Annotated in this window: 23 protein-coding genes; 15 read left to right on the forward strand and 8 right to left on the reverse strand. The window is 64.4% G+C overall.

Annotated elements, in window-relative coordinates:
* Positions 1 to 7: 7 nt before the first annotated feature.
* The 4 genes from Q0L48_RS10060 to Q0L48_RS10075 form a co-directional block, all read right to left on the reverse strand.
* Positions 8 to 247, reverse strand: a complete 240-nt coding sequence (locus Q0L48_RS10060) for a hypothetical protein (RefSeq protein WP_296720453.1) — start codon at positions 245 to 247, stop codon at positions 8 to 10.
* A gap of 268 nt (positions 248 to 515) precedes the next feature.
* The gene (locus Q0L48_RS10065) at positions 516 to 1,151 is read right to left on the reverse strand and encodes a glutathione S-transferase family protein (protein ID WP_296720456.1); all 636 of its coding nucleotides are present in this window, start codon (positions 1,149 to 1,151) and stop codon (positions 516 to 518) included.
* A gap of 40 nt (positions 1,152 to 1,191) precedes the next feature.
* Positions 1,192 to 2,754 (reverse strand): cryptochrome/photolyase family protein, encoded by a 1,563-nt coding sequence (locus tag Q0L48_RS10070; RefSeq protein WP_296720458.1) that lies wholly within the window; start codon positions 2,752 to 2,754, stop codon positions 1,192 to 1,194.
* Positions 2,755 to 2,869: 115 nt separating this feature from the next.
* Positions 2,870 to 5,038, reverse strand: a complete 2,169-nt coding sequence (locus Q0L48_RS10075; protein ID WP_296720460.1) for a primosomal protein N' — start codon at positions 5,036 to 5,038, stop codon at positions 2,870 to 2,872.
* A 55-nt stretch (positions 5,039 to 5,093) separates the two neighbouring features.
* Here Q0L48_RS10075 and Q0L48_RS10080 point away from each other — a divergent pair, with 55 nt between their 5' ends.
* Positions 5,094 to 5,792: a DUF4197 domain-containing protein gene (locus Q0L48_RS10080; RefSeq protein ID WP_296720463.1), complete on the forward strand. Its 699-nt coding sequence runs from the start codon at positions 5,094 to 5,096 to the stop codon at positions 5,790 to 5,792.
* Between the two features lie 6 nt (positions 5,793 to 5,798).
* Here Q0L48_RS10080 and Q0L48_RS10085 read toward each other — a convergent pair whose 3' ends face one another.
* Complete coding sequence (locus tag Q0L48_RS10085; protein WP_296720465.1) at positions 5,799 to 6,458, reverse strand: DUF2490 domain-containing protein; 660 nt, start codon at positions 6,456 to 6,458, stop codon at positions 5,799 to 5,801.
* Positions 6,459 to 6,533: 75 nt separating this feature from the next.
* Here Q0L48_RS10085 and fsa point away from each other — a divergent pair, with 75 nt between their 5' ends.
* The 8 genes from fsa (at position 6,534) to Q0L48_RS10125 (ending at position 16,156) form a co-directional block, all read left to right on the forward strand.
* Positions 6,534 to 7,187 carry a fructose-6-phosphate aldolase gene (gene fsa / locus Q0L48_RS10090; protein WP_296720467.1) on the forward strand — a complete coding sequence of 218 codons (654 nt, stop codon included), beginning with the start codon at positions 6,534 to 6,536 and terminating at the stop codon, positions 7,185 to 7,187.
* 107 nt (positions 7,188 to 7,294) lie between these two features.
* Positions 7,295 to 9,139, forward strand: a complete 1,845-nt coding sequence (gene cobT / locus Q0L48_RS10095) for a cobaltochelatase subunit CobT (protein ID WP_296720470.1) — start codon at positions 7,295 to 7,297, stop codon at positions 9,137 to 9,139.
* Entirely contained in the window at positions 9,136 to 9,423 is a 288-nt protein-coding gene (locus Q0L48_RS10100) for a hypothetical protein (protein WP_296720472.1), read from the forward strand. The genes cobT and Q0L48_RS10100 overlap by 4 nt, the downstream gene beginning before the upstream one ends.
* Entirely contained in the window at positions 9,420 to 10,082 is a 663-nt protein-coding gene (locus Q0L48_RS10105; protein ID WP_296720474.1) for a nitroreductase, read from the forward strand. Before Q0L48_RS10100 ends, Q0L48_RS10105 begins: the two co-directional genes overlap by 4 nt.
* A 138-nt stretch (positions 10,083 to 10,220) precedes the next feature.
* Complete coding sequence (cysS, locus tag Q0L48_RS10110) at positions 10,221 to 11,708, forward strand: cysteine--tRNA ligase (RefSeq protein ID WP_296720476.1); 1,488 nt, start codon at positions 10,221 to 10,223, stop codon at positions 11,706 to 11,708.
* A 108-nt stretch (positions 11,709 to 11,816) separates the two neighbouring features.
* Positions 11,817 to 12,755 carry a D-2-hydroxyacid dehydrogenase gene (locus Q0L48_RS10115; protein ID WP_296720477.1) on the forward strand — a complete coding sequence of 313 codons (939 nt, stop codon included), beginning with the start codon at positions 11,817 to 11,819 and terminating at the stop codon, positions 12,753 to 12,755.
* A 164-nt stretch (positions 12,756 to 12,919) separates the two neighbouring features.
* Positions 12,920 to 14,602: an acetolactate synthase large subunit gene (locus tag Q0L48_RS10120; protein ID WP_296720482.1), complete on the forward strand. Its 1,683-nt coding sequence runs from the start codon at positions 12,920 to 12,922 to the stop codon at positions 14,600 to 14,602.
* Between the two features lie 111 nt (positions 14,603 to 14,713).
* Positions 14,714 to 16,156, forward strand: coding sequence for an aldehyde dehydrogenase family protein (locus Q0L48_RS10125; protein WP_296720483.1), 1,443 nt, complete (start codon positions 14,714 to 14,716; stop codon positions 16,154 to 16,156).
* Positions 16,157 to 16,197: 41 nt separating this feature from the next.
* Here the strand turns inward: Q0L48_RS10125 and Q0L48_RS10130 are convergent, their stop codons facing one another.
* Positions 16,198 to 16,635: a hypothetical protein gene (locus Q0L48_RS10130; protein WP_296720484.1), complete on the reverse strand. Its 438-nt coding sequence runs from the start codon at positions 16,633 to 16,635 to the stop codon at positions 16,198 to 16,200.
* Positions 16,632 to 16,835, reverse strand: a complete 204-nt coding sequence (locus Q0L48_RS10135; protein ID WP_296720486.1) for a hypothetical protein — start codon at positions 16,833 to 16,835, stop codon at positions 16,632 to 16,634. The genes Q0L48_RS10130 and Q0L48_RS10135 overlap by 4 nt, the downstream gene beginning before the upstream one ends.
* A 123-nt stretch (positions 16,836 to 16,958) precedes the next feature.
* On the opposite strand from Q0L48_RS10135, the gene Q0L48_RS10140 reads away from it, so the two are divergent.
* From Q0L48_RS10140 to Q0L48_RS10150, 3 genes are read left to right on the forward strand one after another with little or no spacing between them, the layout of a single operon-like run.
* Positions 16,959 to 17,639: a LexA family transcriptional regulator gene (locus Q0L48_RS10140; RefSeq protein WP_296720488.1), complete on the forward strand. Its 681-nt coding sequence runs from the start codon at positions 16,959 to 16,961 to the stop codon at positions 17,637 to 17,639.
* A complete protein-coding gene (locus Q0L48_RS10145) occupies positions 17,636 to 18,055 on the forward strand; it encodes a hypothetical protein (RefSeq protein ID WP_296720489.1) in 420 nt (139 codons plus the stop codon). Before Q0L48_RS10140 ends, Q0L48_RS10145 begins: the two co-directional genes overlap by 4 nt.
* A gap of 40 nt (positions 18,056 to 18,095) precedes the next feature.
* Positions 18,096 to 18,767 carry an MBL fold metallo-hydrolase gene (locus Q0L48_RS10150; protein WP_296720490.1) on the forward strand — a complete coding sequence of 224 codons (672 nt, stop codon included), beginning with the start codon at positions 18,096 to 18,098 and terminating at the stop codon, positions 18,765 to 18,767.
* A 124-nt stretch (positions 18,768 to 18,891) separates the two neighbouring features.
* Here the strand turns inward: Q0L48_RS10150 and Q0L48_RS10155 are convergent, their stop codons facing one another.
* Positions 18,892 to 19,287 carry an MAPEG family protein gene (locus tag Q0L48_RS10155; protein WP_296720491.1) on the reverse strand — a complete coding sequence of 132 codons (396 nt, stop codon included), beginning with the start codon at positions 19,285 to 19,287 and terminating at the stop codon, positions 18,892 to 18,894.
* 240 nt (positions 19,288 to 19,527) lie between these two features.
* Between Q0L48_RS10155 and rpmF the strand changes: the two genes are divergently transcribed.
* Genes rpmF through Q0L48_RS10170 form a run of 3 tightly spaced genes read left to right on the forward strand, consistent with a single transcriptional unit; the run spans position 19,528 to position 21,805 of the window.
* The gene (gene rpmF / locus Q0L48_RS10160) at positions 19,528 to 19,704 is read left to right on the forward strand and encodes a 50S ribosomal protein L32 (protein WP_296720492.1); all 177 of its coding nucleotides are present in this window, start codon (positions 19,528 to 19,530) and stop codon (positions 19,702 to 19,704) included.
* Positions 19,705 to 19,742: 38 nt separating this feature from the next.
* Entirely contained in the window at positions 19,743 to 20,834 is a 1,092-nt protein-coding gene (gene plsX, locus Q0L48_RS10165; protein ID WP_296720494.1) for a phosphate acyltransferase PlsX, read from the forward strand.
* Positions 20,831 to 21,805 (forward strand): beta-ketoacyl-ACP synthase III, encoded by a 975-nt coding sequence (locus Q0L48_RS10170; protein ID WP_296720495.1) that lies wholly within the window; start codon positions 20,831 to 20,833, stop codon positions 21,803 to 21,805. Before plsX ends, Q0L48_RS10170 begins: the two co-directional genes overlap by 4 nt.
* Positions 21,806 to 21,862 lie beyond the last annotated feature (57 nt).

A 21,862-nucleotide genomic window follows, 5' to 3' on the forward strand; every position in this document is an offset into this window, starting at 1 on the left:
CTATAGATTAACCCTCCGGATCACCGCCCGGAGCGAACGGCTCGGGCGCAGGCCCGCTTGCTGGCGCGGTCTGGCCCACGCCTGTGCCGTCGCCCGGATCATCCATCACGATCGGATCGTCCACCGTGCCGTCGCGGTCGCCGGAAGGATTGAATGCCAGCGCGACCACCAGCACTGTCAGCACCACGATCAACGCCACCCAGATCCATTTCGCGCGCGAATCCTGGGGTTTGGGGGGCTTGGCCATGGCGTGATCCTCTCTTGCTGTTCGGGGCGGCGCAGAGTGATGCGCCGCGGGTTTGTTACCTGAACCGCCACGGCTGAGACGATGTTCCGCCATCCACGTCCGGCTGCACGGCCTGTGCGACGGATCGTGGTTGAGGCCAAGCCCTCACTCTCGTCATTGCGAGCCGAAGGCGCGGCAATCCATCGCAAGAGGGCTCCGTTTGGCAGAACGGTTGGTCCGTGGATTGCTTCGTCGCTGCGCTCCTCGCAATGACGAATGGAGCGCAGCCTCAATCCAGTTTCGGCGGCATCCCCGGCTCGCATTTCGCCATCGCGGCTTGGTACGCTGGCCGCTCGCCAATGCGCTTGAGGTAGGCTTGCAGGTTTGGCATTCCGTCGATGCCGGTGCCGCTCATCGCGCGGCTGGTAGTGAGCTGGAAGCCCATCATGATGTCCGCCGTGGTCAGCTGCGCGCCGCCGAAATACTCCGCCTCGCCCAGCCGCTTTTCGATAATGGCCCAGCCTTTCTGCACGCGGTCGGCGACGAAGGCGGGCAGTTCCTTGGCGCCCATGAACTGCGCCACCAGCGCCATCATGCCGTTGGTCATGAAGGTCGCGTTGGCCCAGTGATAATAGAACAGGTGGTCGGCGTAATCGGGGTGATCGGGGCCGGGCACCAGCGGCGTGCCGGGCGCGTATTTCGCCGCGATGTAATCGATGATCGCGCCGCTTTCGCCCAACACGAAGTCACCGTCGGTGATCACCGGAGCGATGCCCATCGGGTGCAGCGCCTTGTATTCATCGGGCGCAAGGCGGTTGTCGGCGCGGCGGGTGTAGAGCTTGAGGTCATAGTCCAGCCCCAGTTCCTCGGCCAGCCAGACGATGCGTTCGGATTGCGACAGGCGCAGGTGGTGGATCGTCAGCATTGGCGTGGCTCCCTGTGTTCGGCGCGCAGTGATCGGCGCGCTATTCGGCTCTGGCCCAACCTTTGCGGGCCGGTTCGAGACTGTCGAGGAATTTTTCGGCGCTTTCCAGATATTCCCCCTGCTTGGCCTCGCCCATCCGGTCCCAGGTCGCAAAGATGCGGCCGATGCGGTGATTGCTTTCCAGCCGCGCGCGGTTGCGGTCCATGAAATGCCAGTAGAGCGGGTTGAACGGACAGGCGTCGGGCCCGGTTTTCTTCGCGACCTTGTAGCGGCACTTGCCGCAGTAATCGGACATCTTGTTGATGTAATTCCCGGACGCAGCGTAGGGCTTGGTCGCCAGCCTGCCGCCATCGGCGTAGAGTATCATGCCGCTGACGTTGGGCAGTTCGACCCATTCGAAAGCATCGGCATAGACGGCGAGATACCAGTCCTGCACCTCGCGCGGCGAAATGCCCGCGATCAGGCAGAAATTGCCGAGCACCATCAGCCGCTGGATATGGTGCGCGTGGGCATCTTCGCGGGTGGTGCGGACGCAATCGGCGAGGCAGCGCATGTCGGTGTCGCCGGTCCAGAAGAATTCGGGGAGCGGGCGGTGCGCGTTCAGCTCGTTCGCTTCGGCCAGACCCGGCATTGTGTACCAGTAGAAGCCCCGCACATATTCGCGCCAGCCGATGATCTGGCGGATGAAGCCTTCGACCGAGTTCAGCGGCGCGCGGCCCTCGCGGTAGGCTGTCTCCGCCGCCTCGCACAACTCGAGCGGATCGAGCAGCCCGATATTGAGGCTGGTCGACAGCATCGAGTGGTACAGGTCGTCAGACCCGTGGACCATCGCATCCTGATAGGGGCCGAACTTTTCTATCCGCTGCTTGAAGAAGGCTTCCGCCGCTTCGAGTGCCTCGGCGCGGGTGACGGGCCAGCCGAAGGGTTCCAGATCGCCGAAATGATCGGGGAAACGCGCGGAGACCAGCGCGATAACCTCCGCCGTGATCGCGTCGGGAGAGAAGGTCGGGACGGGAGGCGATTTCATGTCACCCTTGGGCGGTTCGCGGTTGTCGGCGTCGAGGTTCCACTGGTCGCCTTCAGGCTTTCCGTCCGAGCGCATCAACAGCCCGGTCTTGCGGCGCATCTCGCGGTAGAAATACTCCATCGTCAGATGCTTGCGACCCTCCGCGAAGGTGCGGAATTCGGCGTGACTGGCGATGAAGCGGGTGTCGGGCAGGATGCTGACCGGGCAGGGCAGGCGGTCTGCCCATTCTTCCATGGCCTGCTGGACACGCCACTCGCCCGCCTCGGTCACGCGCACCTCGGACGCACCGCGGCGCTCGACAGCGCGGGCGACTTCGCCAGTGAAGCTGCCGGTGTTGGCCGGGTCGTCGAGGGTCATGTAATCGACCTGCCAGCCGTCGGCGCGAAGCTCATCGGCGAAGTGGCGCATGGCGGAGAAGATCAGCACGATCTTCTGCTTGTGGTGCTTCACATATGTCGCCTCGTCCCACACCTCCATCATCAGGATTGTGGCATCGCCGGGGGTGAGTCCTTCGAGGCTGGAGAGGGTGCGGGAGAGTTGATCGCCAAGGACGGGGACGAGGATAGGGCCGGTCATGGACTGATTACGCAGAGGGGACCTGTTTGGTTTCGTCATTGCGAGCCGAAGGCGCGGCAATCTAGAGCGCTTCGCTCGGCGCTCTGGATTGCTTTGCTACGCTCGCAACGACGAATCACACAAAACTATATGGATCAATATCCACGCCCACCCGCACGCCGGGCGCGAATTGCACTGCGCCGATCCAGTCGCGCAACACCGCTTGCAGGTTGGCGCTGCGCTTGGCGTTCACCAGAAAGCGGTAGCGGTAGCGTCCGCGCAGCAACGCCAGCGGGGCAGGCGCAGGGCCGAGGATTTGCACATCGTCGATCCGCGGCCGCGCATCGCCCAGCCGCGCTGCTGCCTGCCGGGCCTCTTTCTCGTCCTCGGATGACAGGATGATCGCCGCCCAGCGCCCGAACGGCGGGGCATTGGCATCGCGCCGCGCCTCGGTTTCGGCAGCGTAGAACCCGTCGCGGTCGCTTGTCGCAAGCGCGGCGATGACCGGGGCATCGGGGTGGCGGGTCTGGATCAGCACCTCGCCCGGTTTCGCCCCCCGCCCGGCCCGGCCTGCGACCTGCGCGACCTGGCTGTAGGTGCGCTCCGCCGCGCGCAAATCGCCGCCTTCGAGGCCGAGATCGGCATCGACCACGCCCACAAGCGTTAGTTCGGGGAAGTGGAACCCCTTGGTCACCAACTGCGTGCCGATGATGATGTCGATCGCCTTGGCTTCCGCTTCGGCGATGAACTGCGCGGCGCGTTCGGGCGTGTTCAACGTGTCCGACGTGGCGACCGCGATGCGGGCTTGCGGGAAGAGGTCGCGCACCTCGTCGGCGATGCGCTCCACGCCGGGCCCGCAGGCGACCAGGCAATCGCTCTCGCCGCATTCGGGGCACTTTTCCGGCACCCGCGTTTCGAACCCGCAATGGTGGCAGGCAAGCCGCGCCGACAGGCGGTGTTCGACCAGCCACGCGCTGCAAGAAGGGCATTTGAAGCGATGCCCGCAATTGCGGCACAAGGTCAGCGGGGCATAGCCGCGGCGGTTGAGGAACAGCAGCGATTGCTCGCCCTTCTCCAGCCTTTCGCGCAGGCCATCGACCAGCGGCCCGGCCAGCCAGCGCCCGCTGCCCGGCTTCTCCTCGGTGAGGTTGATCAGCCGCACCGCAGGCAGGCTCGCCCCGCCGAAACGGCTCGGCAGATCCAGTTTCTCGTAAACCCCGATATCCGCCATGTGCAGGCTTTCGAGCGCGGGCGTAGCGCTGGCGAGGATCACCGGCACCCCTTCGAACCGCGCCCGCATCACCGAAACATCGCGGGCGTTATACCGCACCCCGTCATCCTGCTTGAAGCTGATTTCATGCGCTTCATCGACCACGATCAGGCCGAGATTGGCGTAAGGCAGGAACAATGCCGAACGCGCGCCGACCACCACTTGCGCAGTTCCGTCCGCGATTGCCCGCCACGCCCGTCGCCGCTCGGTGGACTTCAAGGAGGAATGCCACAGCACCGGCGCCGCGCCGAAGCGGGCGGCAAAGCGGCTGAGGAAATTCTCGGTCAGCGCGATTTCGGGGAGCAGCACCAACACCTGACGGCCCTGCCGGATCGCTTCGGCCACGGGCTCGAAATAAGTCTCGGTCTTGCCCGAACCCGTTACCCCGTCGAGCAGGAACGGGGCGTATTTGCGCGTCTGCACCGCATCCACCAGCCGCGCCGATACCTCGGCCTGAACAAGGGAGAGATCGGGCGGCGCGTGATCGGGGTCGGCGGGCGGGTAGGGCCGGTCGATGGCGACGGCGACCGGCTCGATCAACCCCGCACCCGCCATGCCGCGCAGCACCCCTTCGGAAACACCGGCCTGCGCCGCCAATTCGCGCATGGTGCCCTGTTCGCCGGCAAGCTTTTCCAGGGCAGTCTTGCGCTGCGCCGTGAGCCTTCCCGAGCCTTCCGCGCCGGTCAGCCGGTATTCGGTCATGGTCGCGGGCCCGCCCAGCGCTCCGCCGCTGGCCAGCGCCATGCGCGCGACGCTGGCGAGCGGCGCGCAATAATAATCCGCTGTCCACTCGATCAGCCGCCGCAGCGGTGCGGGCAGGGGCGGTACCGGCACTGCTTCAAGGATCGGGCGCAAGCGTTCGAACGCGATTTCGTCCCCCGGCAAGCGGCCTTCGTCCCACACGATGCCCGTCACCTTGCGCGGGCCGAGCGGGGCCACCACCACGCTGCCTGCAGGCGCGCTCACGCCTTCGGGCAGCCGGTAATCCAGCGGGCCGAGCGCGGCATTGAGGACAAGCAGGCGAATGCGGTTCATCGTAGCGCCATATGGGCGGCGGCAGGAGGTGGGGGCAAGCTGGGAGACCGCAAAAATGTCCGATACGCTCAATCTTACCCCCACCCGCCGTTCGCTGCTGGCCGGTGTCGCCGGAGCAGGCGCATTGCTGCTGCTGCCCGCCTGCGCAGGTACCGGCGGCGGTTTCAGCACGGTCGAGGCCATTCGCCGCCTGCTGTTGTTGTCGGCCGAAAACGCCTTTGCCCGGCTGACCGAACCCGGCGGGTTCTGGGATGAGCAGGTGGCGCGCGTCGGCCTGAACCAGTTCCTCGGCGGGCGGGGCGATACGCTGTCGCGCATCCTCACCTCGCAATTGTTCAAGGACCGGCTGGAGGAACGCTTCGCCACCTTCGCGATCGACGCCAGCTACCGCGCGGCTCCGGTGGTGACCGATGCGGTCGAGGTTATCGGGTTTGCCAACGCCATCGAACTGGTGCGCGGCGGGCCGAGCGCGGCGAGTGATTTCCTGCGGCTGGAGATGGGCACGGCGCTGCTCGATGCGATCGTGCCCGAACTGGGCGAGGCAATCCGGCTGACCGAAGATCCGCTGATCGGGCAGGCGATCGGCGCGCTGGCCGGGGTCGATCCGCGCGATGTCGCCAGCCGAATCGGGCGCGAGGTCGATGATGCGATCTGGGGCGAAATCGCACGCGAGGAAGCCGCGATCCGCGCCAATCCGCAAAGCACCCGCGATCCGGTGCTGATCGGCGTGTTCGGGCTGGCGAACCGGATCTGACCCGGCTCAGAACCGGTAGGTCACCACCGCCTGCGGGATGTGATTGATCCGGTCGGGCCGATCACCGCGCGGGGAGACCACCAGCCAGTAGATCACGCCGACGTCGAGATTCTCGGCGGCGCGGTGGGTGAGGCTCGTCTGAGCGCGCCACTGATCGGTCGAAAAGCCTTCGCCGTTTCTGCGCGACTGCAACAGGCCGAGCCATTCTCCGCCCACCATCGCGCGCCAGCCTTTGGCGACCGGATGGATGTAGTGCACCCGCTGGCGCAGGCGCAGTTCCACCTGATCCGCGCCGTCGAAGAACCGTTCCTCAAGCCGGCTGCGCAGTTCGAACCGTCCGGGGGTAAACACCGCCTGCTGATGCACGCGGATTTCTGTGAGGCCACCTTCGGTTTCGAACACGCCCAGCCCGCCGCCCAGCCGTGCGTCTTCGTGAACCTCGCGTTCCACCGTGATGCGGGCCGTGTGCTGATCGCCCCCTGCGCGATCCGCGCGCCAGCGCTGGGTGGTGTCGAGCGTCACCGTCGTGCGGTCCGCCACCTCGCCGGTCGCGTTCGCGCCGAGCCAGAATTGCGTATCTTCTTCGGCGGCGATTGCTTTGGACGGTTGCCAAGCCGCGCAGGTGACGGCAAGCAGCATCGAATATCGGATAGCGGCTGGAATCATGGCGGCCCCGTAGTGCCAGCCTGTCACATTTGCCATATCAATGTCGCATTTTCTTAAATGGATTAGGAGACTTTCGTGAAATTCTTCGTCGACACCGCCGAGATCGAACCGATCCGCGAACTTGCCGCCACCGGCCTGCTCGACGGGGTGACCACCAATCCCTCGCTGATCGCCAAGTCGGGGTTGGACTTCAAGGAAGTCACCGCCGAGATCTGCAAGCTGGTGGATGGCCCGGTCAGCGCCGAAGTGGTCGCACTCGATCACGAAACGATGATGAAAGAGGCCGAAGTGCTGCGCCGGATCGCGGACAATGTCTGCATCAAGGTGCCGTTGACGGTCGACGGGCTGAAGACCTGCAAGGCGCTCACCGGCGAAGGCACGATGGTCAATGTGACGCTGTGCTTCTCCGCGAACCAGGCGTTGCTGGCGGCCAAGGCGGGCGCGAGCTTCATCTCGCCTTTCGTCGGGCGGCATGATGATAACGGCTTCGACGGGATGGACCTGATCGAGGACATCCGCCTGATCTACGACAATTACGCCTACGCCACCGAAATCCTCGTCGCCAGCGTGCGTCACACCGGCCACGTGCTGCAGGCCGCCAAGATCGGCGCCGACGTCATGACCGCGCCGCCCAAGGTGATCCATGACCTGTTCAAGCACGTGCTGACCGACAAGGGCATCGAAGGCTTCATGGCCGATTGGGCCAAGACGGGTCAGAGCATTTTGTAGATTTGTGCTGATGCGATCTCCTGCGAAAGCAGGAATCCGGCGCGCTACGCTGCTCAGATGCGCTCCTGCTTTCGCAGGAGCGCACAAGTTGCTAACGAAAACGGAATATGGCTGACCAATCCCCGCTCGATCTGTTCAAACAGGCGCTGACCGGCGCGTCGCGGGCGATTGCGCGCGATCCCGAGGTCGAGGTCGCGTGGAGCGCCGATGTGCCGGGTGCGGCGGGCAACCGGTTCCGCGTGCCGCTGCCCGGACGCGATCTGCCGTCCGATCAGGTGACCGAGGCACGCGGGTTTGCCGATAGTTTTGCGCTGAAGCTGCGCCACCATGACGCAGGCCTGCACGCCAAATCCGCCCCGCCCGAACCGATCGCGCGCGCCTGTTACGACGCGATCGAACAGGTGCGTTACGAGGCTTTGGGCGCGAACCGCTTCGGCGGAATGCGCGCCAATCTGGATGCGGCGACCGAGTTGCGCACGGCGGGCGACAAGATCGTGCGCGCGCAGAACTCCTCCGAAGTGCCGCTGCAAACCGCGCTCGCGCTGCTGGTGCGTGAGGCGCTGACGGGTGAGGCCGTGCCTGCCAAGGCGCAGGGCGGGATCGAACTGGTGCGTGACTTCCTCGAGGAGAAAGTCGGCAAGGATTTCGGCGCGCTGGCCGAAAAGCTGAGCGATCAGGAGGAATTCCAGAAGCTCGCGCTCGATATGCTGCGCGAACTCGACCTGACCCGCCCGACCGACGCGCCCGATGAAAGCGACAGCGATTCGCCCGACGAGGATGACGGCGCGGACGACGAACAGACCGGCGAGGATGAAAACCAGGGCGAGGGCGATCCGCAGGCCGCCGAAATGGCCGGCGACATGGCCGAAGGCGAGGGCGACGGCAGCGAATCCTCCGAGGCCGAGACCGATGGCGACATGTCCGAAGGCGAAGCGGGTGAGGAAGGCGACACCTCGAACGCGCCCGTCCGCCCCAATCGCCCGCAAGCCGACATCCCGCCGAGCATCGACTACAAGGCGTTCACCACCCGCTTCGACGAGGAAATCGCCGCGCCCGACCTCTGCGATGCCGAGGAACTCGACCGGCTGCGCGCCTATCTCGATAGCCAGCTGACGGGGCTTCAGGGCGTGGTGACGCGGCTCGCCAACCGGCTGCAACGCCGTTTGATGGCGCAGCAGAACCGCAGCTGGGATTTCGACATGGAGGAAGGCGTGCTGGATGCCGCGCGCCTCGCCCGCGTCATCATCTCGCCTGGCACGGCGCTCAGCTACAAGGTCGAACGCGATGTCGATTTCAAGGATACGATCGTCACCCTGCTGATCGACAATTCCGGATCGATGCGCGGGCGGCCCATCAGCATCGCCGCGATCAGCGCCGACATTCTGGCGCGCACATTGGAACGCTGCGGAGTGAAGACCGAGATCCTCGGCTTCACCACCCGTGCGTGGAAAGGCGGGCAGAGCCGCGAGGCCTGGCTCGCCGATGGCAAGCCGCAAAACCCGGGCCGCCTCAACGACCTGCGCCACATCATCTACAAGCAGGCCGACGAGCCGTGGCGCCGCGCGCGCCGCAATCTCGGCCTGATGATGCGCGAAGGGCTGCTGAAGGAAAACATCGACGGCGAGGCGTTGATCTGGGCGCACAGCCGCCTGCTCTACCGCCCCGAAGAACGCCGCATCCTGATGGTGATCAGCGACGGCGCACCGGTGGACGATTCGACGTTGTCGGTGAACAGCGCGGGTTATCTCGAAGCGCACCTTCGCAGCGTGATCGAATGGATCGAAAAGGTCTCGCCCGTCCAGCTGGTGGCGATCGGGATCGGCCACGACGTGACGCGCTATTATCGCCGCGCGGTAACGATCATGGACGTGGAGCAACTCGGCGGTACGATCATGGAACAGCTGGCGGAACTGTTCGAGGATGAGAAGGGCGTGAAGGGGCGGGGGCGTTGAGTGCGGGCGGCGAAAGCCTCTTCATCTATATTGGTGTCACGATGACAGTTGCATCATTGGCGGCAATCGTCCGTCCCGACATGTTGGTGCGCGAGTCCCGTCGCAATTGGAAGAAACGCCTGCGCGAACTCGATGCCGGTGCGCCCGAAGCTTTTTTCGAGGAACGTCGCGAACTCGAAGCCTATCCGCCGCGCTTCGACCTCAGTAACCGCACGCTGCGACTGTTCGGCATGGCTGGGCTAGCGCTCGGCATTTTCTGTATTCTCAAGGGGCTGTCCACATGAACGTCACCGAAGCCGTCACCACCCGCCGCTCTGTACGGCACTTCCTCGACAAGCCAGTCGATCTCGAAACTATCCGCCGCGTCATGGACACCGCGCGCTGGTCGCCTTCTGGATGCAATTACCAGCCGTGGCAGGCGACCATCGTGACCGGCCAGCCGCTCGCCGATCTGCGCGCGCGGATCGCGGGCAAGCCGATGGGTGAGCTCGAATACAGCTGGGATGCACCCGCCGCGCACCCCGAATACAAGGAGCGGCTCAACGGCATCTCCAAGGGCATGTTCGAGGCGATGGGGATCGCCCGCGACGATGGCCCGGCCCGCATGGCGGCGATGGCGCGCAACACCACCAACTTCGATGCGCCCGCGCTGCTGCTGTGCTATTTCCCGCGCTTCATGCTCGAACCGCAATGGTCGGACACCGGCATGTGGCTGCAAACCGTCGCGCTGCTGCTGCGTGAAGAGGGGCTGGACAGCTGCTTTCAGGAATTCATGGCGTTCTATGCCAATGAGATCCGTGAGTTTCTCGGTCTCGATCACGAAAGCACGATGTTCTTCTGCGGCATGGCGATCGGGTATCGCGATCCCGACATGCCGGTGAACACCTTCGAGCGTGAGCGGGTGCCGCTCGACGAACAGGTCAAGTTCCTCGGGTTTGAATAGCTGCTTCATTGCGAGCGGCGAAGCCGCGCAGCAATCCAGAGCGGCGCGTGGGAGGCTCTGGATTGCCACGACACCTTCGGTGCCTCGCAATGACGAGGGAATTGACGTTGTGCCCGCTGCTGGCCAAAGCACCGCGCCATGACCGACGCGCCTCTCAAGCTCTTCAACTCGCTCACCCGCCGACACGAGGTGTTCGCGCCCGTCCACCCCGGCGAGGCGCGCGTCTACACCTGCGGGCCGACGGTTTATAACTACCAGCATATCGGCAATATGCGCGCCTATGTGTTCGCCGATACGCTGGGGCGGACGCTGCAATGGAAGGGCTACAAGCTCACGCACGTGGTCAACATCACCGATGTCGGCCACCTGACCTCCGACGCCGATGAGGGCGAGGACAAGATGGAGCGCATGGCGGCGCGCGAGGGCAAGAGCGCGTGGGACATTGCGCGCTTCTATCAGGAGGATTTCGAGGCCGATCTGGCGCGGCTGAACGTCCAGCCGAAGCAGCACCCGCGCGCGACCGAATATGTCGAGGCGATGATCGACTGGGGCAAGAGCATCGCGGACAAGCACTGCTACGAACTGGAGAGCGGGCTGTATTTCGACGTTTCCACAGTCGCCGATTACGGGCGGCTGGCGCGCGCCGTAACCGAGGACGGGGAAGGCCGCATCGATAGCGTCGATGGCAAGCGCAACGCCGCCGACTTCGCGATCTGGCGCAAGACTCCGGCAGGCGAGACGCGGCAGATGGAGTGGGACTCGCCGTGGGGCCGGGGCGCTCCCGGTTGGCACCTCGAATGCTCGGTGATGGGCGAGGCGCTGCTCGGCTTTCCGTTCGACATCCACACCGGCGGGATCGACCACCGCGAGATTCACCACCCCAATGAAATCGCGCAGAATCAGGCGTTCTGCTGCACCAATGGTCTGGATGATCCGAGGAATTCGGGCGCCAAGCTCTGGATGCACAACAATTTTCTGGTCGAACGGTCAGGGAAGATGTCGAAATCCTCGGGCGAGTTCCTGCGGCTGCAATTGCTGGTCGACAAGGGGTATCACCCGCTCGCCTACCGGCTGATGTGCCTGCAGGCGCATTACCGCAGCGAGCTGGAGTTCTCGTGGGAGGGCTTGGGTGCGGCGCTGACGCGGTTGAAGCGGATGGTGATGGCGGTGGATATGCTCAAGGCCTGTCTTCCCGGCGCAGGCCGGGATCCAGAGGCGCTGGGCCCCGGCCTGCGCCGGGGTGACGATTGGGGCAAATTGCAGCCGATGCTCGACAAGTTCGATGCCGCGATCGCCGATGACCTGAACACGGCTGTCGCGTTGACTGCGCTCGACGATGTGCTGGCGGCGAAGAAGGTCGATCCTGAGCAGAAGGCCGGTTTGGCGGCAGCGATGGATAGTGTGCTGGGCCTGGACCTTTTCAACCTCACCCGCGCCGACCTGCGCATCCGGCCCAAGGCTGCGACCATCACCGAAGCCGAAATCGACGCCGCGCTCGCCCGTCGCAAGGAAGCGCGCGCCGCCAAGGACTTTGCCGCCTCGGATGCGATCCGCGATGAACTTGCGGCGCAGGGTGTCGACGTGATGGACGGCGATCCTCTCGGCTGGGAGTGGAAACTCGGCTGAAAATCCCCCTCCCGCTTGCGGGAGGGGTCAGGGGTGGGCAAGAGGCAGGAAACACCGTTCGCGGACAGGCCCACCCCGGCCCCTCCCGCAGGCGGGAGGGGAGAAAAGATGACCACCTTAGCCATCTCCGGCCTGATCCGACCGATGCTTGAACCGCGCCTGCCCGATGGCCTCGACGTGCGCTGGTTCATGACCCCAGAACAGGCGATGGAGGCGGTCGCGGACGCCGAAATCGGCTGGTTCGACATGAACGATCAGGCCGCAATGGCCGAAACCTTGCGCGCCGCCAAGCAGCTCAAATGGCTCAATTCGATCTATGCCGGCCTCGATTTCCTGCCGCTGGACGTGCTGATCGAACGCGGGATCACCGTCACCAACGGGGCCGGGATCAATGCCGTCACCATCGCCGAATATGTGGTGATGGGGATGCTCAATATCGCCAAGGGCTACCGCGAAGTGGTGCGTGCGCAGGACCGGCACGAATGGCTGCTCGATTCGCCGGGCAAGCGCGAATTGGCCGGATCTAAGGCGCTGCTGCTCGGCTATGGCGCAATCGGGCGGTTGATCGAGCCGCGCCTCAAGGCGTTCGACATCGATGTCAGCGTGGTGCGCCGCTCGTCCGGCGAAAACACGCTTCGCCCGGACGAATGGCGCGCGCGGCTGGGGGAGTTCGACTGGATCATTCTCGCTGTGCCCGCCACGCCTGAAACCGAAGGCATGATCGGGGCGGGCGAACTCGCCGCGATGAAAGCCGACGCGGTGATCGTCAACATCGCGCGCGGCAGCGTGATCGATCAGCCCGCGCTGGTGGAAGCGCTTGAAAAGAAAGCCATCGGGGGCGCGTTCCTCGATGTCACTTCGCCCGAACCGCTGCCCGCCGACCACCCGCTATGGTCGCTCCCGAATGCGCATATCTCGATGCATCTTTCGGGCCGCGCGCAGGACAAGATGTTCATCCGCAGCGCCGACCGCTTCATCGACAATCTGGGCAAATATCTGCGCGGCGAACCGGTCGCGCCGGTGTTCGATCCGCGGCTGGGCTATTGAATCGCCGAGTTGCCTTGCGGCTTGGCGCAATTCTGCAATACTCTCGCAAAAGGCGGCTCCATCATGGAGCGGTCACATCCCCGGTCTATCCGCAATGGGGGCGGATAGCCGTACGGTAGGGCAGGGGAGCCCTGGCGGCGGGGATGAAACTGGGGGGAACCAGCATGAGTGATCCGAAGAAGGCGTCCGACCTGTTCATCGAGTGTCTGGAGGCCGAGGGCGTCGAATACATCTTCGGCGTGCCGGGGGAGGAGAATCTCGATTTCCTCGAAAGCCTGTCGCACTCGACCAAGATCAAGCTGATCCTGACCCGCCATGAACAGGGCGCAGGGTTCATGGCGGCCACCTATGGCCGGCACACTGGCAAGACCGGCGTGTTCCTCGCAACACTGGGGCCGGGCGCGACCAACATGGTGACCGCGGTCGCCTATTCGCAACTGGGCGGAATGCCGACGCTGGCGATCACCGGACAAAAGCCGATCAAGAAATCGAAGCAGGGCCGGTTCCAGATCCTCGATGTGGTCGCGATGATGGGGCCGATCACCAAATACGCGCACCAGCTCGCCAGCGCCGACAACATCCCCAGCCGCGTGCGCGAGGCTATCCGGCTGGCCGAGGAGGAAAAGCCGGGCGCGGTGCATCTCGAATTTCCCGAGGATATTGCCGAGGAGAAGACCACCAGCCGCCCGCTTGCAGCCTCGCTTGCACGGCGGCCTTCGGCGGAATCCAAAGCGGTGCGTCAGGCGGTGGTGGCGATCGAGCAGGCGGACAAGCCGATCCTCGTCATCGGCGCAGGCGCCAACCGCAAGATGACCGGGCGGATGCTGCGCCAGCTGATCGACAAGACCGGCATCCCCTTCGTCACCACCCAGATGGGCAAGGGCGTGGTCGATGAACGCCACCCGCTGTTTTTGGGCTGTGCTGCGCTATCCGCAGGCGATTTCGTCCATCGTGCGATCGAGGACGCGGATTGCATCGTCAATATCGGCCACGACGTGATCGAAAAGCCGCCGTTCTTCATGCGCAACGACGAGGAAGGCCCGACCGGATCGGACAGCCCGCCCGCGGTGATCCACGTATCGACCCGCAGCGCCGAAGTCGATCCGGTGTACTTTCCGCAGATCGAAGTGATCGGCGACATTGCCAACGCCATCTGGCAGATTAAGGAAGACATCGTCCCGCAAGGCAAGTGGGCGTTCAAGCGGATGCTCGAATATCGCGCGGCCGAGGTCGCGCATACGCAGGGTCTGGCCGAGGACGCGCGCTTCCCGATCTTCCCGCCGCATCTGGTGGCACAGGTGCGCGGCGCGATGCCCGAAGATGCGATCATCTGCCTCGATAACGGGGTCTACAAGATCTGGTTCGCGCGCGGATACACCGCCTACCTGCCCAACACCGTTCTGCTGGACAATGCGCTGGCGACGATGGGGGCGGGGCTGCCGTCCGCGATGATGAGCGCGATGCTGTATCCGGAACGCAAGGTGATGGCGATCTGCGGCGATGGCGGGTTCATGATGAACAGCCAGGAGATGGAAACCGCCGTGCGGCTCGGCCTGAACCTGACCGTGCTGATCCTGCGCGATGATGCCTACGGGATGATCCGCTGGAAGCAGGCGAACATGGGCTTCAAGGATTTCGGCCTGACCTACGGCAACCCCGATTTCGTCAAATATGCCGAAAGCTATGGCGCATTCGGGCACCGGGTGACGTCATCCGAACACCTGACCGACGTGCTCGCCCATTGCCGCGATACGCCGGGGGTGCATCTGATCGATTGCCCGGTCGATTACACCGAGAACGACCAGATCCTGAACCATGATATCAAGCGGCTGAGCAAGGAGCTTTAGGCGCACCTCGGCTTCGTCATTGCGAGGAGCGCAGCGACGCGGCAATCCAGAGCCACGTGCGATCCGCACTGGATTGCTTCGCTGCGCTCGCAATGACGATCGGAGGTCATGATGCCCCAACTCAAATCAACCTATCCGCTGTACCTCAACAACAAGGCGGCGCAGCCCAACACCGATCTTGAGGTGACCGACAAATACACCGGCGAGGTCGCGTTTCGCACCGCGCTGGCGACGCCCGATGTGATCGAGGAGGCGATTGCAGGCGCGGTGCGCGCGGCGGAGCCGATGGCGAAGCTGGCGTCCTACGAGAAGCAGGACGTGCTGATGCACTGCGTCGCGCGGTTCCGGGAACGGTTCGACGAACTCGCCTACGCGCTGTGCGTCGAGGCGGGCAAGCCGATCAAGGATGCGGAAGGGGAGGTCACGCGCCTGATCGACACCTTCCGCATCGCGGCCGAGGAATCGGTGAGGAACTACGGCGAGGTGCAACCGCTCGATATCTCGGCGCGGGCCAAAGGTTACATGGGGATGTGGAAGCGGGTGCCGATCGGGCCGTGCAGCTTCATCTCGCCGTTCAACTTTCCGCTGAACCTGGCCGCGCACAAGATCGCGCCTGCGATTGCAATGGGCTGCCCGTTCGTGATGAAACCCGCCAGCAAGACACCGCTTGGCGCGATCATCATGGGCGAGGTGCTGGCGGAGTGCGATGTGCTGCCCGAGGGCGCATTCAGCATCCTGCCCGCCAGCCGCGACGGCGCGGACCTGTTCACCGAGGACGAGCGGCTGAAGCTGCTCAGCTTCACCGGATCGCCCGGTGTGGGCTGGGATCTGAAGGCCAAGGCGGGCAAGAAGAAGGTCGTGCTCGAACTCGGCGGCAATGCGGCGGTGATCGTGGACCACGATGCCGATCTCGACGATGCGCTGGAACGCGTGATCTTCGGCGCGTTCTACCAGTCGGGCCAGTCCTGCATCGGGGTGCAGCGCATCCTGATCCACGATGATGTGTATGACGCGTTCAAAGCGATGCTGGTGAAGAAGGCGAAGACGCTGGTGGCGGGCGATCCCAAAGACCGCGACACCTTCATCGGCCCGATGATCTCCGACAGCGAGGCGAAGCGACTGAAGGGCTGGATCGACGAGGCGGTGGAGGCAGGCGCGAGCCTGCTGTGCGGCGGCGGGTTGTCGCGCGGCAATATGCTGGAGGCTACGTTGCTGGAAAACGTGCCCGAGGATGCCAAGGCGAAAAACGAGGAAGCCTTCGGCCCACTCGCGATCCTGCAACGCTTCACCGATTTCGATGCGGCGCTCGACGAGGTCAACAACTCCAAATTCGGTCTACAGGCAGGCATCTTCACCCGCGACCTGTTCAAGATGTTCGACGCGTGGGACCGGCTCGACGTGGGCGGGATCGTCATCAACGACGTGCCGAGCTACCGGGTGGACAACATGCCCTATGGCGGTGTGAAGGATTCAGGCCTCGGCCGCGAAGGCATCCGCTTCGCGATGGAGGACATGAGCGAGATCAGGAACCTGGTGGTGCGGCGGAATCAGTAGTTTCGCCTCCCCGGGTGAGGCCCGGGAAGGCGGGTGTGTCATCACACCTCCTCCAGCAACAGCAGCACCGCCGTCACCTGCAACCGCTCCATCGCGCCGAAGCGGTGGTCGACTGCCGTAACGGTCGCATCGGCGACCAGCTGGCCGGGGATCGTGAATTCATGATCGGGCAGGCGCTCGATTAGCTCCTCACCGCCGACCACGGCTTCCGGCCCGCAGAATTCGAGCACCACTTCGTGGCGCGTGCCCGAAAAGGTGATCGAGGCCCAGGCCTTCTCCTCATGCGCGAGCACCGTTCCGCTGCCGCCGGTCAGTTGCATCACCGCGGTGCGCACGCGGTCGGCGGTGGTGCGGCGCGGGCGGAAACCGGCGCGCAAGGATTGGCGGGCCGCCGACTTCAGTTCGAGGTCGCCGCAATCGGCGTCCAGAGCGGCAAAGGCGTGGGCGAAGGGATCGCGGTGCGATTCGGTCAGCATCATGCGGCCTCCTTCATTCCGGCTGCTGCGCGGTCGGCATAGCCCTGCATCCAGGCGCGGGTGCGCAGTTCGGTATCCGGACGGGGGATGCGCCCCATCCGCAGATCGAGCACGAAGCGCGGATCATGGGCAGCAAGCCGCCCGAATTTGGTAGCGGGCATGGAATGCTCCCGCAGGAAGATTTCGATTTTCCGAAGCAGCATGGTTTTGCGTCCCTGTCGGTTGCTTGGCGGTTGGCGATCACCGGGCGAATCGCTCGATGTTCCGTAAATGTTCCAGTTGATTTCCTACTTGTCTAGGAAAAATCCTAGGTGTAGGATATTTCCATGGTTACCGACCCGCAAAACCTCCGTCACAGCCCTGATGGCTCTCGCGCCCGGCTGCTCGCCTTGTCGCAGGAGCGCGGGGTGAGCCTTGCCGCCCTGTCCGAGCTGCTGGGGCGCAATCCGTCCTATCTGCAGCAATTCATACGCAAAGGTAGTCCGCGCAAGCTGGAGGAACAGGACCGCGCGACGCTCGCCCGCTTCCTTGGCGTGGGGGAGGAGGAATTGCGCGAGGCGAAGGATATATCCTACGCAGAAACCCCTAGAAAGCGCGAATCGGGTGCATGGGTGGATGTGCCGCGGCTCGATCTCGGCGCGTCGGCGGGGCCGGGCGCGATTGCGGGCGGGGAGGATGCGTTCGACACCTTGCGCTTCTCGCGCCGCTGGCTCGCCGAACAGGGACTGGAAAGCGCGCAGCTCTCCGCAATCCGGGTCGAGGGGGATTCGATGGAGCCGTTGCTTAATGACGGCGACGAAATCCTCGTCGACCGTTCACCCCGCCCGTTCCGCGACGGCATCCACGTTGTGCGCGTGGGCGAAACGCTGATGGTGAAACGCATCGCCAACGCCGCGCCGGGGCGGGTGGCGCTGCTGTCGCAGAACCTCGCCTATCCGCCGGTCGAGGTGGCGGCGGAGGAGGTGGCGATCATCGGGCGGGTTGTGTGGAAGGGGGGGCGGGTGTGAGCGACGCAATGCGGCAATATCCCATAGCAATCGATCCCAACAAGGTTGGTCACTACCCTGCTCTGACCAAGGCAGGCGGCGGCCTCGTTTGGGACGAGGTGCTGGAATATCGGGTATGGTGCCATCCGCCTGAGGGTGGCGACGATTATTACTTTGCTTTCGCCACTTATGAAGAGGCGCTCGAATGCTCGGCCCATGAGGCTGGGGCAGAGGCGCCTTTGGCATTGGTGCTCCAAAGGGAGTGGCTCGATGAACCTGAAGCGGGTCGATATAAGCACATGACAGGAGAGAGGCTCGCCGAGTGGCAGGTGGCGTGGCTCAATCGGCCACGCCGGACCGATCTTACCATTCCCGACTTCCTGAGTCCCGACGCCCCATCGAACAGGTTGGCAATCCTGCGGGGTCAGGCAGGTTGACCGGGTTGCAATCGGATCGCCTTCTGTCCAACAACGCCCCATGACCGACACCCCCAAACCTCTCCCCCCCATGCGCGCCGCGATCATTCCGGTGACGCCGCTCCAGCAGAACTGCTCGTTGATCTGGTGCACCAAGACCATGAAAGGCGCGCTGGTCGATCCCGGCGGGGATCTTGACAAGCTGAAAGAGGGCGTTGCCAAGGCGGGCGTTACGCTGGAAAAGATCCTCGTCACCCACGGGCATCTCGACCATTGCGGGCAGGCGGGGATGCTGGCCGAGGAACTGGGGCTGGAAATCGAAGGTCCGCACGAGGACGACCGCTTCTGGATCGAGCAGCTCGACGATGACGGCCCGCGTTGGGGGATGGTCGCCAAAAGCTTCGAGCCGAACCGCTGGCTCAAGCACGGCGACACGGTGACGGTGGGTGAGTTGACATTGGACGTGATCCATTGCCCCGGCCACACCCCCGGCCACGTGGTGTTCTTCCACGCGCCGAGCCGCTTCGCGATTGTCGGCGATGTCTTGTTCCAGGGCAGCATCGGCCGCACGGACTTCCCGCGCGGCAATCATCAGGATCTGATCGACAGCATCACCCAGCGGCTCTGGCCGCTCGGCGAGGACGTGATGTTCATCCCCGGCCACGGCCCCACCAGCACCTTCGGCCGCGAGCGCAAGACGAATGCGTTTGTGAGCGATTACGCGCTTTCTTGATTTCGCACGCCCTCCGGCGTGCGGTATCCTCGCTCACACGGCCTGAAAGCCGCGTTGCTGCGGGCGCGCAGTCGCGCTTGCGGCCCGTCCGTTGGCGGGCCGTTTGGCGCTAACAAGCTGATGCTTACATCACCCCCATAACAATCAGCACCGCCACCACGGCGAGGCCCAACTGCACCAGCATGGTCGTGATGATTCCGACCACGCGGCCCCAGCCCCAATTACCGCCGTCCATGCCAAAGCCGTGCAGCACCCGGCCAATGAAATAGGAAGCGGCCACCAAGCTGAGCCACCAGCTGCCGCGTCCCGCCAGTTCGATGGCGGCGATCAGCACCAGCACAAAGGCGGTGTTTTCGACAAAATTCAACTGCGCCCGCATCCGGCGTTGCAACGGCTCGCTGCCCCCGTCACCCACGCTGACGCCAAGCGCCCGCCGCACCGCACCCACGCGCAGCATCAGCCAGATATTGAGTATCGCCGCCGCCGCAGCAGCGGCCAGCGTTACAGGAAGTACGGTCATTGAAGGATCCCCTCGTTAATTCTCGGGCGGTGCTAGGGCCGCAGCAGGCCGCTTGCAACGCGCGAATTTTGCGCTATAGCGCGCGGCTTCCCGCCATTGCTGGCCAAGGAATGCATGCAAGGGCTGCGGCTTGTGCGTGACGCTTCCTTGCCGTAAGGGCGGCCTTTGAGAATCACGCCGTCGCCACCCGCAGGGCCGGTGGCGCAGGCAAACGCAAATATTCGAGGAATTGGTGCCACCATGGCTGTCCCCAAGAGAAAAGTATCCCCCAGCCGTCGCGGTATGCGTCGTTCGCACGATGCGCTGAAGGTCGAAGCCTTCGGCGAATGCGGCAACTGCGGTGAGCTGAAGCGTCCGCACAACATCTGCGGCCATTGCGGCCACTACAACGGGCGTCAGGTTGTCGCCGTCGGCTGATCGCCGTTGGCTCAGACAATAGACCGGAGATTAGCACGATGAACTTGCCGCGTATCGCCGTTGACGCGATGGGCGGTGATGAAGGCGTGCGCGTGATGGTTGAAGGCGCGGCGCTCGCCCGCCGCCAGCACGAGGACTTCAAGTTCCTTCTGGTCGGCGATGAAAAGCGCATCGCCGCCGCGCTCGACAATCACCCCGGCATGCGCGGGGCTTCCGAAATCCTGCATTGCGAAGGCGTGGTCGGCGGTGATGAACTGCCCAGCCGCGCCATGCGCCGCGCCAAGACCACCAGCATGGGCCTGACCGTCAATGCGGTGAAGACCGGCGAGGCCGGAGCCGCCGTCAGTGCGGGCAATACCGGCGCGCTGATGGCGATGAGCAAGATCGCGCTGCGCACTTTGCCGGGGATCGATCGCCCGGCGCTGGCCGCGATCATGCCGACCTTGCAGGCGCATGATGTGGTGATGCTCGATCTGGGCGCCAATACCGAAGCCGATGCCCGCAATCTGGTGCAGTTCGCCGTGATGGGCGCCGCCTATTCGCGGATCGTCAACGGCTTCGAACGCCCGGTCGTGCGGCTGCTCAATATCGGTACCGAGGAAATCAAGGGCACCGAGGAACTGCGCGATGCCGCCGCGATGCTCACCGCCGCCTCGGCGCGCGAAGATGGCGGTCTGGCATTGATGTTCGACGGGTTTGTCGAAAGCGACAAGATCAACCGGGGCGAAACCCACGTGGTCGTGACCGACGGTTTTTCCGGCAATATCGCGCTGAAGGCGATCGAAGGATCGGCGCGCTTCGTCACCGATCTGCTGCGGCAGGCGTTCACGTCGTCGCTGCGGTCGAAGGTCGGCTTTCTCGTATCGCGCCCGGCGACCGAACTGCTCAAGCATCACCTCGATCCCAACAACCACAACGGGGCGGTGTTCCTCGGCCTCAACGGCGTGGTGGTGAAAAGCCACGGCAGCGCCAATGCAAAAGGCGTCGCCAACGCCGTGGCCGTCGCCGCGCGATTGCTCGAAAACAAGCTGACCGAGCGGATCGCACATGATCTGTCGCAACTGGGCGAGGGCGCGCTGGGCCAGAACGGCCGGATTACCGGGCCGAAGGGCGGCGAGGCCGCGGCATGAACGGTTCGCGATTGCTGGGAACCGGATCGGCGCTTCCCGCCAAGGTGGTGACCAATGCCGAACTTGCGGAACGGGTCGACACTACCGACGAATGGATCGTCGAGCGCACCGGCATTCGCCAGCGCTATATTGCGGGCGAGGGCGAGACCACCGCGACACTGGCGACCGCTGCGGCGCGCGCGGCATTGGCCGATGCGGGCGTCGATGCGTCGAGCATCGGTCTGATCGTGCTTGCCACCGCCACGCCCGACAACACTTTCCCCGCCACCGCAACCAAGGTGCAGGCCGCACTGGGCTGCAATGGCGGGATCGCTTTCGATGTCGCGGCGGTGTGTTCGGGCTTTCTCTATGCGCTCGCCACCGCCGATTCGCTGCTGCGCACCGGCATGGCCAAACGCGCGTTGGTGATCGGCGCGGAAACGTTCAGCCGTATTCTCGACTGGGAAGATCGCACCACCTGCGTGCTGTTCGGCGACGGGGCAGGGGCAGTCGTGCTCGAAGCGCCCTCCGGCGGGGACAGCGGCAAGAACGCGCCTGGCATCATCGCAAGCCGGCTGCATGCGGACGGCGCTTGCCATGATCTGCTCTATGTTGATGGCGGCCCTTCAACCACGCAGACCGTCGGCCATGTGCGGATGAAGGGGCGCGAGGTGTTCCGCCACGCGGTGGTCAACCTTTCGAGCGTTCTCAGAGAAGTGCTTGATGAAGCAGGCGTTTCCGCTGACGAGATCGACTGGGTGGTGCCGCATCAGGCCAATGCGCGGATCCTCGATGCGACAGCGAAGAAGCTTGGGCTTGCGCCTGAAAAGGTGATCGTGACAGTCGACGTGCATGCCAATACCTCGGCCGCCTCGGTGCCGCTGGCGCTTGATGTCGCGCGCAAGGACGGGCGGATCAAACCCGGCGATCTGGTCATGCTGGAGGCCATGGGTGGCGGCTTCACCTGGGGAGCCAGCCTGATCCGGCTGTAAGGCGAGGCGGTGTCGTGGCGCGAGAAAGCTAACACACTTGCTGAAAACTCAACATTA

It is taken from the genome of Erythrobacter sp. (assembly GCF_024305245.1).
In the GTDB taxonomy this organism is placed as follows: domain Bacteria; phylum Pseudomonadota; class Alphaproteobacteria; order Sphingomonadales; family Sphingomonadaceae; genus Erythrobacter.